Genomic DNA, 13628 nt, shown 5'->3' on the forward strand with positions numbered 1-13628 from the left:
GCGGCGGGCACGACGTCATGCCGGATGCCGGCATTTCCGTTCAGGCTCAGGTGAGCGCAAAGCTCTCCGGCTGCGGACCCGGCAGCGCAAGCGGCGGTTCGCCGCGCAGATCGCGCATCGCGTCTTCGATAATCATGGACATCGTGGTGAGCGCGAGGTCGTTGTCGTCGGTGCCGAACGGCTCTTCGATTTGCGAGGCGATCGCTTCGTGCGCCATGAACGTGTACGCAACGAACACCGCGAACACCGGTGTGAAAATGCCGATGCTGTCGACCAGCCCGAACGGCAGCGACGCACAGAAGAAGTACACGGTGCGATGGATCATCACCGAGTACGCAAACGGCAGCGGCGTGGACGCAATGCGCTCGCATCCGCCAATCACATCCGACAAGCCATTCAGATTGCGGTCGAAGGCGAGCACCGCCATTGGATCAATTGCGCCGCTCTGCGCGTGGCGCTGCACCCATTCGCCGAGAATCAGCATTAGCGTAGCCGGTTTATAGCGCGACGCCATCACGCGTTCCAACAGCGCGGGCGGCAGACGCGCGGCCAGATCGTCGCGCTCATCGGTTCTGCGAAGCTGATGGCGCAGCGCATGCGCAAGCGCGCCGAGCGCCGCGCAAAACTCGATCAGTTCTTCTTGCGGCAACTGCCGCGTTCGCAACGTGAGCGCCTGCCGGGTCAGCGAACGCGAGTCGTTGAGCAACTGGCCCCACAGCTTGCGCGCTTCCCACCAGCGGTCGTAGCTCGCGTTATTGCGAAAGCCGAGAAACACCGCGAGTGCGATGCCGACCAGCGAGAACGGCGCGGTGGTGTTCAGGTTCAGCGAGATCGGCAACAGATGATCGTGCGCCGCGACCGCGACCACCGAAATAGCGAAAATGAGCGCGAGCCGTGGCAGCAACTGCGGAAGGACCGAGCCCCGCCAGGCGAGCAGCATGCGGAACCAGTGGAGGTGCGGGCGGATGATCATCGGTGTGCCTGGCCGTGAGCGATGGGGTTTCTATTATCGCTTCAACAGACGGCCGGTCTCGTGCTTCGTCGGTTGCAATGAAAAGGCCACGCCGCAGCGTGGCCTTCATGTCGACCTCGGTCAGGCTTCGGGCGGACTCAGTCGCGCGCCGATGAAGCCGCGCCGTGACTGAGCCAGTCGAGCACGGCGCTCGCGTCGTCGTCGGCGCCTTGACGTGCTTTGGCGACCGTCTCCGCGACGTCCGCGCTCGGCGCCGCGCGACGAATCGCCACGCCTACCGCCAGAATGTCGATCATCACCAGATGCAGGATGCGCGAAATCATCGAGAGCTGCGACTCGCGAATCTCGATGTGATCCGTTTCCAGCGCGACCGTGGCGCGCTTGGCCAAAGGCGTATTGCTCGACGTGATCGCGATGACCTTCGCACCGGCCTGCATCGCGACGTCCAGCACACGCAGCAGTTCGGGTGCGCGGCCGGACTTCGACACCGCCACGATCACATCGCCCTTGCCGAGCAACGCAGCCGACGCGGCCTGCATGTACAGATCGCCGTACGCGATGGTCGGAATGCCGAAGCGAAAGAACTTGTAGTGCGCGTCCTGCGCGACGATATTCGAATTGCCGAGCCCGTAGAACTCGATGCGACGTGCGCCGTTCAGCAGGTCGATGGCGCGCTCCACGTGTTCGAAGTTCAGATGCTCACGCAACTGCAGGATCGCCGAGACAGTGTTGTCCAGCACCTTCGCGCCGAAGTCCGTCGCCGTGTCGCCGAGGTGCACCTGGCTATGGCTGACCGGGATCGTGCCGGTCAAACCGGTGGCGAGCTTCAGCTTGAAATCCGACAAGCCCTGGCAGCCGAGCGAGCGGCAGAAGCGGATCACGGTCGGCTGGCTCACGTCGGCTTTGCGCGCGATGTCGACGATCGGGTCGTTGATGATGGAGCGCGGATGATTCAGCGCGAGATCGGCGACGCGGCGCTCGGCCGGCGTCAACGCGTCGCGCATCTGACGGATCCGCTCGAATACCGCGGACGAGCTGCCGCCCGCGCGATTCGACAATTGCTCCGCAAGAATCGCGGAAACCCCCAGAAAAGCCGGATATTCCGCGGTAATCACGTAGGTCGGCACGTTCTGCAAGTACGCCTCGAAACGGCCCTTCGCCTCGAAGCGCTTGCGAAACGACGAGCGCGCGAAGAATTCACCGAGCCGCGGCACCACGCCGCCGCCGATATAGATGCCGCCAAGCGCACCGAGCGTCACCGCGATATTGCCGGCAAAGGTGCCAAGAATGCCGCAGAACACGTCGACGGATTCGGCCGCGAGCGGCTCGCCCTCGAGCGCACGCTTGACGATTTCACGCGTGTCGACGGTGGCGGCCACGCGTTTCTTGTCGCGGCCCGCAAGCGCGCGGTAGATCACTTCGATGCCGGGGCCCGCGGCCACACGTTCGAACGACACATGCGACCACTTCTTGCGCGCGTACTGCAGCACGATGTCCTCGCGTTCGTCGGCCGGCGCGAACGTGGCATGGCCGCCTTCGCTGCCGAGCGCGATCCAGCGGTCGTCGGCGGGAATGAGGCCGGATACGCCCATGCCGGTGCCCGGGCCGAGCAGGCCGATTACGCTGTTCGGCCTGCGCGTGCCGCCGCCCACCTGTACGCGCTGCGCGTCCGTCAGGCCGGGCAGGGCCATGGCAAGCGCGGTGAAGTCGTTCACCACCAGCAGGGTGTCGAAGCCGAGCGCGCGGCGCGTGGCTTCGATCGAAAACGTCCAGTCGTGATTGGTCATGCTGACCTGATCGCCGTCGACCGGGTTCGCAATTGCAATTGCCGCGTGATTGACGCGGCCGATCTTCGTGTCCTTCAGATACTTCTTGATGACGTCCGCCACGCCGGGGTAATCCGCGCAAGGGTAGACCTGCACCGAGCCGATCTCGCCCGGTCCGGTTTCGAGCGCGAAGCGCGCATTCGTGCCGCCGATGTCGGCGAGCAGCCTCGGTCCGTCGGCGTGCTGGCCCGCGCCCGGAACAGCCTTAGTTTGCACACCAGTAGACATCGAGTCTCACTCCCTTGTCGTTTGCCAGCTGCGAGATGGCATTTTTTTGTAGCGAAGAGGCGGCGGCGTTCAGCACGTCCATCTTGCGCGGTCCTGCGATCAGCAGAAACAGATGCCTGATTTCCTTCAACGCCGAAAGCGACCAGCTCACGCGTGCATGCGGCGCGCTGCCGGGATGCACGGCGACAAAGCGCTCGGCGGTCGTGATGGCGTGGTCCCATTCGGGAGCATCCGCGAAAATCGACGCGGTGTGGCCGTCTTCGCCCATGCCGAGAATCGCGACGTCGGGCACGTTCGCAAAGCGCGGGTCGCCGTTGAGCGTGGCGACGTGCGAATGCAGATCCTGGGTCGTGTCCGCAAGCGGCCAGAAGGTCGCGTTCTGCGCCGCACTCTGCAACAGCGTGGCGCGCACCAGTTGCGCATTGCTCGCGCTGTCCGTCTCGGGCACCCAGCGGTCGTCGACCAGCGTCACGGCTATGCGCGGCCAGTCGAAGCTGTGCGTGGACAACGTCTGCAGGAACGGGCGCGGACTGCTGCCGCCGGACACGGCGAGCAGGGCCGGGCGCGCGCCGGCGGTTGCGTTACCGGCCGTGGATGCGCCGGCAATACCGGCGTCCGACGTTGCCGCCTGTGCGGCCAGCGATGCATGTAACGCGTCGCCGACTGCCTTCGCCAACGCGTCGGATTGGGCGCGTTGATCGTCGAAAGCGTGAAGCTCGATCACTTCTCCTCCGTGCTGCTTTTTTGTTAGCGCGGCGCAAGACCGCCGCGAATCAATTCTCTTCTTCGAGCCAGCAGGTGCCGTGCTGCGCGAGCATCGCGCTGGCGGCCGCGGGACCCCACGTGCCCGCCGCATACGGCTTGGGCGGTCGGTTCGAAGCCTTCCATTCGTTCAGGATCGGCTCGACCCATTTCCATGCCGCTTCCTGTTCGTCGCGTCGCACGAAGAGCGCGAGACGACCGTTGATCACGTCGAGCAGAAGACGTTGATACGCTTCCATCTGCCCTTCGCGGAAGAACTGGTCGAACGCGAGATCAAGGTGAACGCTTGCGAGGTTCATGCCTTCGCCCGGCTGCTTCGCGAGACAGTAGAGGCGAATGGTCTCGTTCGGCTGCAAACGGATCACCAGCCGATTGGCGCCCGCGCGCAACGCAGAGGCGCCCAGCGCCGAATGCGGCACCGCGCGGAAATTCACCACGATTTCCGCCACGCGATCGGCCAGCCGTTTGCCGGTGCGCAGGAAAAACGGCACGCCCGCCCAGCGCCAGTTCTCTATCTCCACCTTCAGCGCGACGAAGGTCTCCGTCGTGCTGTTCTGCTTCACGCCAGGTTCAGTGGCGTAGGCGGGCACCGAGGTGCCGCGAATCACGCCCGAATGATACTGGCCGCGCACCGCAACCTTGCCGATGTCGAGCGGATCGATGGGCTTTAGCGCACGCAGCACGCGCAGCTTCTCGTCGCGCACCGAGTCGGAATCCATCGAGTGAGGCGGCTCCATCGCAACGATGGAAAGCAGTTGCAACAAATGGTTCTGCACCATGTCGCGCAGCGCACCCGTATTGTCGTAGAAATCGCCGCGCGCTTCGACACCGAGTTCTTCAGCGATGGTGATCTGGATGCTCTCGACCCACTCGCGGCGCCACAGCGGCTCGAACAGCGCGTTGCCGAAACGCAGCGCGAGCAGGTTCTGCACGGGCTCTTTGCCGAGGTAGTGGTCGATACGGTAGATCTGCTCTTCCGCGAAGATTTCGCCGACCGCGTCGTTGATCGCATTGGACGACTTCAGGTCGTAGCCGAGCGGCTTCTCGAGCACGATGCGCGCGTTTTCGTTCAGCCCCACTGACGCGAGCGCACGGCAGATCGGTACGAACAGCGACGGACCGGTGGCCAGATAAAACACGCGGATGCCAGGCAGTGCCTGCACTGCATCGCGCAGCAGCACGAAGTCTTCGGGATTGCCGAGGTCGAGCTTCACGAACTCGATGCGTTCCAGAAAACTGGCCCACGCCGTTTCGTCGACACCGTTCTTCGACACATGCGGCTTGACGTGCCCGTTCACCCACTGGAGGTATTCGCCGCGATCGCCGACGTGCCGCGCAACCGCGACGATCTTGCCGCTGTCGGCCAGCATGCCGCCCGCACGATGTGCTTCGAAGAGGGCGGGGAGAATCTTGCGCATCGACAGATCGCCGGTTCCGCCGAAGAGAACGAAGGTGAAGCTTGAATCGGTTTGCATGAGTCTCCGTCGATGTCCTGAGGCCGCCGCGCGGACCGCGCACTGCTCGCGGAAGGGCGACCGTAGTCCGATCAAATATTTTTTGACACTGAATTGTAGTTTAACTACAATCCAAATCAAGAGGTAGCGCTAATTCGATGAAAAAAGCGTGCGCTGGCAGGCAGGTTGCGCGTTTCGCGAATCGGCAGGCGCCCCCTGCATGTTAACGACAAGTGGCGGACAACGCATGGCGGCATCGGCGAGCGGTCCCCTCGTTGACGTGCAAGGCACCTCGAGTCTGCCGCGCGACGCGGGCGGGCAAAAATCAAAAGAGGAGACAGTCAGTTGCATCCCGAACCACTCATCTCTTGAGCTTCCAGCGACCGGACATCGGCCGCCGGCACATGCTCTGCGCATGCGCCCGACCATGCTCGATCGCCCAGTGTTTTGCCTGTTTTGAACCAACCACTGCACCCTGGCGACATCAGGGGCCATTTGTTTTTTGTTCAGGTGTCTGGAGGAGATAAGCAATGAAATTTCGCGCGATCATGGGCGCTCTGTGCGCCGCAGGTCTGATGTGTGGCGTGTCGGCTGCGCAGGCTGCCGAGTCGGTCGAAGTGTTGCACTGGTGGACCTCGGGCGGCGAATCGAAAGCCGTCGGCGTCCTCAAGGACGACATGACGAAGCAAGGTTACACGTGGAAGGACTTCGCGGTTGCGGGCGGCGCCGGCGCGGCTGCCATGACGGCACTCAAGACGCAGGTGATCTCGGGCAATGCGCCGAGCGCGGCGCAAATCAAGGGCCCGCTGATCCAGGACTGGGCCTCGCAGGGCGTGCTGGTGCCGATCGACTCTGTCGCGGGCGAATGGAAGAAGAACCTGCCGCCGGAAATCGACAAGATCATGCACGCGGACGGCCACTACGTCGCGGCGCCGTTCTCGGTGCATCGCGTGAACTGGCTGTACATCAACAAGGCTGCGCTCGACAAGGCTGGCGGCAAGGTGCCGACCACGTGGCCGGAGTTCTTCGCGGTTGCCGACAAGATGAAGGCCGCGGGCATCCAGCCGATCGCGATGGGCGGCCAGCCGTGGCAAGACCTGACGCTGTGGGAAGACGTCGTGCTGTCGCAAGGCGCGGACTTCTACAAGAAGGCGCTGGTCGACCTCGATGAAAAGACGCTGACTTCGGACAAGATGGTCGGCGTGTTCGACACGGTCCGCAAGATTCAGGGCTACTTCGACACCGGCCGCACCGGTCGCGACTGGAACCTCGCCACCGCCATGGTCATCAACGGCAAGGCAGGCATGCAGTTCATGGGCGACTGGGCGAAGGGCGAATTTGCCAACGCAGGCAAGAAGTCCGGTGCCGACTATGTCTGCGCCGCCGTGCCGGGCACCGAGAAGTCGTACACGTTCAACGTCGACTCGTTCGTGTTCTTCCAGCAGAAAGGCCAGAAGGCGGCCACGCCGGGTCAGCTCGCGCTCGCGAAGACCATCATGTCGCCGGAATTTCAGGAGCAGTTCAGCCTGAACAAGGGCTCGATTCCGGTGCGCCTCGGCGTGTCGATGGCGAAGTTCGACGACTGTGCGAAGAAGTCGTACGCGGATGAGCAAACCGCGATCAAGTCGGGCGGCTATGTGCCCTCGCTGGCTCACGGCATGGCTCAGCCGGATGCAGCTGCCGGCGCGATCTCCGACGTCGTCACGAAGTTCATGAACTCGCAGCAGGACTCGAAGAGCGCGGTTGCAGCGCTCGCGAAGGCAGCGAAGACCAAGTAAGTGAAGTTGCGAAGGGCGCGCCGGTGTATCGGCGCGCCCTTCGCGCCGTTGATCGCGTGAATTCGCGCCATGCGGTGGGGTGCCTGCACTTCGCGCATACGGATACACGCGGCTTCACCTGACAGTTTCAGCAGGAGTCGAGTAGTGACTGCTTCTATCAGCGGAAACGGGAAAACGGCTACCGTCGCCCGCCGCGCGTCGCCCATGGCGGCCCTTGCCGATCGCTGGATTCCGAAGCTGGTGCTCGCACCCAGCGTCGTGATCAGCCTGATCTTCGTGTACGGCTTCATTGCCATCACGGGCTATCTGTCCATGTCGAACTCGCGGCTCATGCCGCGCTACGATTTCGTCGGTCTCGACCGTTACCGCGAACTGTTCGACAACGACGTGTTCTGGACCTCGGCCGCGAATCTCGGCTGGTTCGGCATTCCGTTCATCGGCATCTGCATTGGCCTGGGTCTCTTTCTCGCGATCCTGCTCGATCAGCAGATCCGCAACGAAGGCGCGCTGCGCGCCGTGTTCCTGTATCCGATGGCGCTGTCGTTCATCGTGACCGGCACGGCGTGGCAATGGATCATGACGCCGAGCATCGGCCTCGAAAAAGTCTTTCACGACTGGGGCTGGACGAGCTTCTCGTTCGGCTGGCTGGGCGACCCCGACAAGGCGATTTTCTGCGTGGTGATCGCGGCAGTGTGGCAATCCACCGGTTTCGTCATGGCGCTGTTTCTCGCCGGCTTACGCGGCGTGGACGGCGAGATTTTCAAGGCCGCGCAGATGGACGGCGCGAACCTGCCCACCATCTACCGCAAGATCGTGATTCCAAGCATGCGCCCGGTGTTCTTCTCCGTGCTGCTGATTCTTTGCCACATCACGATCAAGACCTTCGACCTCGTCGTCGCATTGACGGCGGGCGGTCCGGGCACTTCGTCGTCGCTGCCGGCGATTTTCATGTACACCTTTTCGTTCAATCGCGGGCAGCTCGGCGTCGGCGCGGCATCGTCGATGATGATGCTGGCCACCGTCGTGGCCGTGCTCGTGCCGCTCATGTATCTGGAATCGAGGAGCACCCGCAATGCAGCCTAAGATGACGATCAGCCGTGCCGTCATTTACGCGGCCCTGGTTCTGTTTGCCCTGTACTTCCTGTTTCCGCTGTACGTGATGCTGTCCACGTCGTTCAAGGACATCGACCAGTTGCGCACCGGCAACCTGCTCACGCCGCCGACGCACTGGACCGTGGATCCGTGGATCAAGGCATGGAGCGGCGCCTGCACGGGCGTGCGCTGCGACGGCATGCAACCGTTCTTCATGAACTCGGTGCGCATGGTGATTCCGGCGGTGCTGATTTCGTCGATCATCGGCGCGTTCAACGGTTATGTGCTCACGCACTGGCGTTTTCGCGGCGCCGATCCGATCTTCACGATGCTGCTGGTCGGCTGCTTCATTCCGTTCCAGGCGATCCTGCTGCCGATGGCGCGTTTCGAAGGCGCGCTCGGCCTCTCGAACACCACGACCGGTCTGGTGGTGGTGCACGTGATCTACGGTATCGCGTTCACGACCATGTTCTTCCGCAACTTCTACGTCAGCATTCCGGCTGAACTGGTGAAGGCGGCGCGGATCGACGGCGCGGGTTTCTTCACGATCTTCACGAAGATTCTGCTGCCGGTGTCCCTGCCGATTTTCATGGTGTGTCTGATCTGGCAATTCACGCAGATCTGGAATGACTTCCTGTTCGGTATCGTGTTCTCCGGCGTGGATTCCATGCCGATCACCGTGGCGCTGAACAACCTCGTGAACACATCGACCGGCGTGAAGGAATACAACGTGGACATGGCCGGCGCGATCATCGCCGCACTGCCGACCCTGCTTGTCTACATCGTGGCCGGACGCTATTTCGTGCGCGGCCTGACGGCCGGCGCCGTGAAGGGCTAACGCCTCGCCAGAACATCCGAGCGCGGCGGCGCTTCGTGCATCGCACGTATGGGCACATGAGCACCGCCGCCATCCGACAAGACGCTTTCAAGCAGTACCAGAGACTAGAGGATTCACAGCATGGCAAGCCTTTCTATCCGTGACGTGTACAAGACTTACCCGAATGGGGTGCCGGTTCTGAAGGGTGTCAACATCGACATCGAAGACGGCCAGTTCCTGATTCTCGTCGGCGGCTCGGGCTGCGGCAAGTCGACGCTGCTCAACATGATTGCCGGCCTCGAAACGGTGACCAAGGGCGAGATCCAGATCGACGGCAAGACGGTGAATAACCTGTCGCCGAAAGACCGCGACATCGCAATGGTGTTCCAGTCGTACGCGCTTTATCCGTCGATGACCGTGCGCGAGAACATCTCCTTCGGCCTGAACATCCGCAAGGTGCCTAAGAGCGAGCAGGCGCAGATTGTCGACCGCGTGTCGAACACGCTGCAGATCACGCATCTGCTGGATCGCAAGCCGGGGCAACTGTCCGGTGGCCAGCGTCAGCGCGTGGCAATGGGCCGTGCGCTCGCGCGCGACCCGGTGATGTTCCTGTTCGACGAGCCGCTGTCGAACCTGGACGCCAAGCTGCGTATCGAGATGCGCTCGGAAATCAAGCTGCTGCATCAGCGCCTCGGCACGACGATTGTCTACGTGACGCACGACCAGATCGAGGCGATGACGCTCGGCGACCGCATCGCCGTGATGAAAGACGGCATCGTCCAGCAATTCGGCGCGCCGCAGGAAATCTACGACTCGCCGTCGAACCTGTTCGTGGCGGGCTTTATCGGCGCGCCCCCCATGAACTTCATTCAGGGCAAGCTGGTCGAGCAGGGCGCGGGCGTGGGCCTCGAACTGGATACCGGCGTGGCGCGCACCGCGCTCCTGCTGCCGTTCGACTCGGCCAAGGTCAAGTCGCACATCGGCCGTGAAGTGATTCTCGGCTTGCGGCCGGAGCGCATTACCGATTCGCGCGGCGCGCATGGCGACCACGGCAAGCTGCAGCAGATCGACGTGAAGGTCGACGTGATCGAGCCGACCGGTCCGGACACGCTGGTGTTCGCGCAGGTCAACGGCAAGCGCGTGGTGAGCCGCGTGCACCCGGCCTCGAATCCGCAGCCGTTGACGAACACCACGCTGCTGTTCGATACGTCGAAGGCGGTGCTGTTCGATCCGTCGAACGAAGAACGGATCGCTTAAGGCGAGACTTCTGACTCAATTTCGCACTGTCTGTTCGTGCAACGAAAAGCCCCTTGGCTCGCGAGAGACAAGGGGCTTTTTCTTTTTGCTTTTGCTCGTGCGTTTGCTTCGGAAGAACCCGCTCCCCGCGCGTCAAGCGTCCGGAATGCGCAGGTCCGGATTGTTGCGCACGAGTTCCGTGACCCATTCGGTGAATGCGCGCAGCCGCGAGCTGAGATTGCGGCGATGCGCGTAGAGGATCGACAACGGCGTGCCCGGACTCGTGTAGTCGGTGAGGATCTCCTTCAGCACGCCGCGCTCGATCAGATGCGCAACCATGAAGCGCGACGGCTGGATGATGCCGTGGCCGAGCGCGCCCGCGCGAATGTAGACCGAGCCGTCGTTCACCGCGAGCACGCTTTTCATCGTGACCTTCGCGATCTCGCCGTTCACTTCGTACTCGAACGGAAAAGTCTTGCCGGTGCGTGCCGACACATAGTTGACCGCGCGGTGCTCGCTCAATTGATCGAGCGTGGTCGGCGTGCCGTATTTTTCCAGATAAGCCGGCGACGCGCACGTCACGATCCGCGCATGGCCAATGCGCCGCGCAACGAGGCTCGATTCCTCCGGCGTGCCCATGCGGATCACGCAGTCCACCGCGTCCTGAATCAGGTCGATGTTGCGGTCCGCGAGGCCGAGCCGCACGTCGATTTCAGGGTAGCGGCGGTAGAAGTCGTCGAGCGCGGGCAACAGCAGCGCGCGGGCGAGCGTGCCCGAGGTGTCCACGCGAATCGTGCCCACCGGGTTTTCGCGCTTGTTAGACAGCGACGACTCCGCGTCCGCCACTTCCGCGAGAATGCGCACGCAGCGGTCGTAGAACAGCGCGCCGTCTTCGGTGACGCTGACCTGGCGCGTCGAGCGGTTCAACAGGCGTACGCCGACGTGTTCTTCGAGCGCCTGGATCGTGCGGCTCACCTTGGCGCGTGGCAGGTCGAGCGACTCGGATACTTTCGTGAAGCTGTTCGCCTCGACCACACGCGTAAATATCTCCATCGCTTCGAAACGGTCCATGTTTGGCCTTATGTGTAATTGCTGGAAATAGGTTTCGACGTGAAGTGTATAGGCTCGAATTAATGTTGTCCGCAAGTGGGCGCCGCGGCGGCACCGCGCGCGTTCCCGCCATGTCCGTTCAGGCCGGGTTTGGCTGTGCTCAGTCCCGATCCGGCGCGCCGAGCGGGAACAGCGGGCGATATGGCCGTGCTTCGTCCACCGCACGGGCAAACGACGGACGCGCCAGTAGACGCTCGCGATAGGCCCGCACCTGCGCGAAGCGTGCGTCGATTGGGTGAGTCCAGTCGGCGTAGAAGAGCGCGGGCGCGGCAGCGCAATCCGCAAGGCTGAACGTGCCGCCCGCAGCCCATTGGCGGCCCGCCATGGTCTTGTCGAGCCATGCATAGGCTGTATCGAGCATCGCGCGGGCTTCGGCGACCCCGCGCTTGTCGCGTTCGGCTTCGGGGCGCAGGCTGTCGAACACCACCTTTTGCTGCGGCGTCGAAATATAGTTGTCGAAGAAGCGGTCCATGCTGCGCACCTCGAGCGCCGCGCGGGCGTCGGCGGGCAGGAGCGCCACCGGGCCCGGGTAGTGGAGCCCAAGATATTCGATGATGATGCTCGCCTCCATCACCGTGCGCCCGCTGTCGACCAGAACTGGAAAGCGCTTGATTGGCCACAGTTCGGCGAATTCGGCCATGATCTGCGGATTATCATGCGCGAGCATGCGGAACTCGAACGGCGTACCGTTCTCGTAGAGCGCGATCAGCGCCTTCTGGCAGTATGAGGAGAACGGGTGGGCGTATAGCTTGAGGCTCATCGTAATCACCTTCGACGGTTCGACGTGTGCTGCGGCCCGGTCGGGCCGCTCAGGTCACGGCGTCCACACACGACGAACGGGCGCGGTGAAAATCGACACGCCGCGCCGGGCGTGAATGCGTTCGTCGCTTGGTCCGTCGCCCAGTCGGTCGCTCACCCGGCAAAGCCAAACCCTGCTAATGCGGCAGGCGCACGTCGAGACGGTACGTCGCGAGGCGCGAGAGCAGAATGAAGCCGGTGGCGATCAGCACGCTATACACCGTGTCGAAGTTCACGTAATCCAGCAACACATACAGCCAGCAGCCGACAAAAGCACAGGTCGCGTAGGGCCGCGAATCGCGCAGAATGAGCGGCACCTCGTTGCACAGCACGTCGCGGATCACGCCGCCGAACACGCCCGTGGCTACGCCCATCATCACGGACGTGAACCAGGGCATTTGCGCGTCGTGCGCGATGGAGGTGCCCGCAATGCTGAAAAGGCCAAGGCCGATCGCATCGGCCACCAGCAGCACGCGCTCGGACAAGAGGCGCGAGGTCATCTTGAGCAGCGTGGGCGCGAATAGCGACATCGCGAAGATCGCAATCAGGTAGTCCTGGTGCTCGACCCAGTAGAACGGCCGGCGCTCCAGCAGCACGTCGCGCAGCGTGCCGCCGCCGAAAGCCGTGGCGATTGCGACGAGAAACGTGCCGACCGCGTCAAGGCGCCGTGTCCTTGCCTCGATGAAGCCGGAAATGGCGTACGCGAAGATGGCCAGCGCCTCCATGATGGAAAGCGCGAGCGTAAGTCTGGGGTGGATCACCGCGGCTCCGTCGAAGGTCGGGCGGAAGCCGGTGCCGCACCCGGCTGAAGCAGCACCACCACGGCGCCGGCGCCGCCGTCATGCGGGCGGGCCTGGCAAAACGCGATCACCTCGTTCTTTTGCACGAGCCACGCACGCACTTTGCCCTTCAGCACAGGTTCCTTGCCGATCGACCCCAAGCCCTTGCCGTGAATCACGCGCAGACAGCGCAAGCCGCGCTTGACCGACTCGCGGATGAACTCGGCCAGCGCCTCGCGCGCTTCCTCGCGCCGCATGCCGTGCAGATCGATCTGCGCCTGCACGATCCAGTCGCCGCGCCGCAGTTTGCGCACGACTTCCTGGCTCACGCCGGGGCGGCAATAGGAGAGCGTTTCGTCGGTGTCGAGCAGTACTTCCGGGTCGTACTCGTCGGAGATTGCTTCGTGCAGCACCGCTTCCTCGTCGAGGAGGGTTTGCACCGGCAGCGGCGGCGGAGGATTGCGCGGCAACGATGCACGCGGCGGCACCGCGAGAGGCGCAACCTCGCCGATCTCGCGGCGAAACAGGTCGGCGTCCGCGGCTGCTTCGCGCTGTGCGGCGGCGGCCGCCGCGCGTTCGCGCTCGCGTTTTTGCGCGTCGATCTTCAATGCGTCGCGCAGCGCGGAGAGGCCCGCGAGCCCCGCAGCCGGCTCGATGGCAGGCTTCGCGGCGGGCGTCGCCGGTTCGCGCGCGGCCGGCGCGGCGGCGCGTGCGCGCTTCGGCTCGTTCGGATGAGGGTGGTTCTTCGGCATAGCGATAGTGGACGCGGAAAACG

General features: G+C 63.5%; 12 protein-coding genes. 4 read left to right on the top strand and 8 right to left on the bottom strand.

Annotated features, from left to right (window positions below):
* Positions 1-46: 46 nt before the first annotated feature.
* The 4 genes from F757_RS0103425 to zwf all read right to left on the bottom strand — a co-directional run bounded on the left by F757_RS0103425 (position 47) and on the right by zwf (position 5264).
* Positions 47-973: a bestrophin family protein gene (locus F757_RS0103425; protein WP_027210176.1), complete on the bottom strand. Its 927-nt coding sequence runs from the start codon at positions 971-973 to the stop codon at positions 47-49.
* Positions 974-1110: 137 nt separating this feature from the next.
* Positions 1111-3027 (bottom strand): bifunctional transcriptional regulator/glucokinase, encoded by a 1917-nt coding sequence (locus F757_RS0103430; RefSeq protein ID WP_027210177.1) that lies wholly within the window; start codon positions 3025-3027, stop codon positions 1111-1113.
* Entirely contained in the window at positions 3005-3751 is a 747-nt protein-coding gene (pgl, locus tag F757_RS0103435; protein ID WP_027210178.1) for a 6-phosphogluconolactonase, read from the bottom strand. Before pgl ends, F757_RS0103430 begins: the two co-directional genes overlap by 23 nt.
* Before the next feature lie 49 nt (positions 3752-3800).
* The gene (zwf, locus tag F757_RS0103440; RefSeq protein WP_027210179.1) at positions 3801-5264 is read right to left on the bottom strand and encodes a glucose-6-phosphate dehydrogenase; all 1464 of its coding nucleotides are present in this window, start codon (positions 5262-5264) and stop codon (positions 3801-3803) included.
* Between the two features lie 509 nt (positions 5265-5773).
* On the opposite strand from zwf, the gene F757_RS0103445 reads away from it, so the two are divergent.
* The 4 genes from F757_RS0103445 to F757_RS0103460 all read left to right on the top strand — a co-directional run bounded on the left by F757_RS0103445 (position 5774) and on the right by F757_RS0103460 (position 10187).
* Entirely contained in the window at positions 5774-7021 is a 1248-nt protein-coding gene (locus F757_RS0103445; RefSeq protein ID WP_027210180.1) for an ABC transporter substrate-binding protein, read from the top strand.
* Positions 7022-7165: 144 nt separating this feature from the next.
* Positions 7166-8104: a carbohydrate ABC transporter permease gene (locus F757_RS0103450; RefSeq protein ID WP_027210181.1), complete on the top strand. Its 939-nt coding sequence runs from the start codon at positions 7166-7168 to the stop codon at positions 8102-8104.
* Entirely contained in the window at positions 8094-8951 is an 858-nt protein-coding gene (locus tag F757_RS0103455) for a carbohydrate ABC transporter permease (protein WP_027210182.1), read from the top strand. Before F757_RS0103450 ends, F757_RS0103455 begins: the two co-directional genes overlap by 11 nt.
* Positions 8952-9071: 120 nt before the next feature.
* Positions 9072-10187: an ABC transporter ATP-binding protein gene (locus F757_RS0103460; protein ID WP_027210183.1), complete on the top strand. Its 1116-nt coding sequence runs from the start codon at positions 9072-9074 to the stop codon at positions 10185-10187.
* A gap of 132 nt (positions 10188-10319) precedes the next feature.
* Here the strand turns inward: F757_RS0103460 and F757_RS0103465 are convergent, their stop codons facing one another.
* The 4 genes from F757_RS0103465 to F757_RS0103480 form a co-directional block, all read right to left on the bottom strand.
* On the bottom strand, positions 10320-11237 hold the full coding sequence (locus tag F757_RS0103465) for a LysR family transcriptional regulator (protein WP_013338501.1): 918 nt from the start codon (positions 11235-11237) through the stop codon (positions 10320-10322).
* A gap of 139 nt (positions 11238-11376) precedes the next feature.
* Complete coding sequence (locus tag F757_RS0103470) at positions 11377-12036, bottom strand: glutathione S-transferase family protein (protein WP_027210184.1); 660 nt, start codon at positions 12034-12036, stop codon at positions 11377-11379.
* A gap of 175 nt (positions 12037-12211) precedes the next feature.
* The gene (locus F757_RS0103475) at positions 12212-12832 is read right to left on the bottom strand and encodes a trimeric intracellular cation channel family protein (RefSeq protein ID WP_027210185.1); all 621 of its coding nucleotides are present in this window, start codon (positions 12830-12832) and stop codon (positions 12212-12214) included.
* Entirely contained in the window at positions 12832-13605 is a 774-nt protein-coding gene (locus F757_RS0103480; protein ID WP_027210186.1) for a Smr/MutS family protein, read from the bottom strand. Before F757_RS0103480 ends, F757_RS0103475 begins: the two co-directional genes overlap by 1 nt.
* Between the last annotated feature and the right edge of the window lie 23 nt (positions 13606-13628).

Origin of the sequence: Burkholderia sp. WSM2232, assembly GCF_000472545.1 — a bacterium.
Lineage (GTDB): Bacteria > Pseudomonadota > Gammaproteobacteria > Burkholderiales > Burkholderiaceae > Paraburkholderia.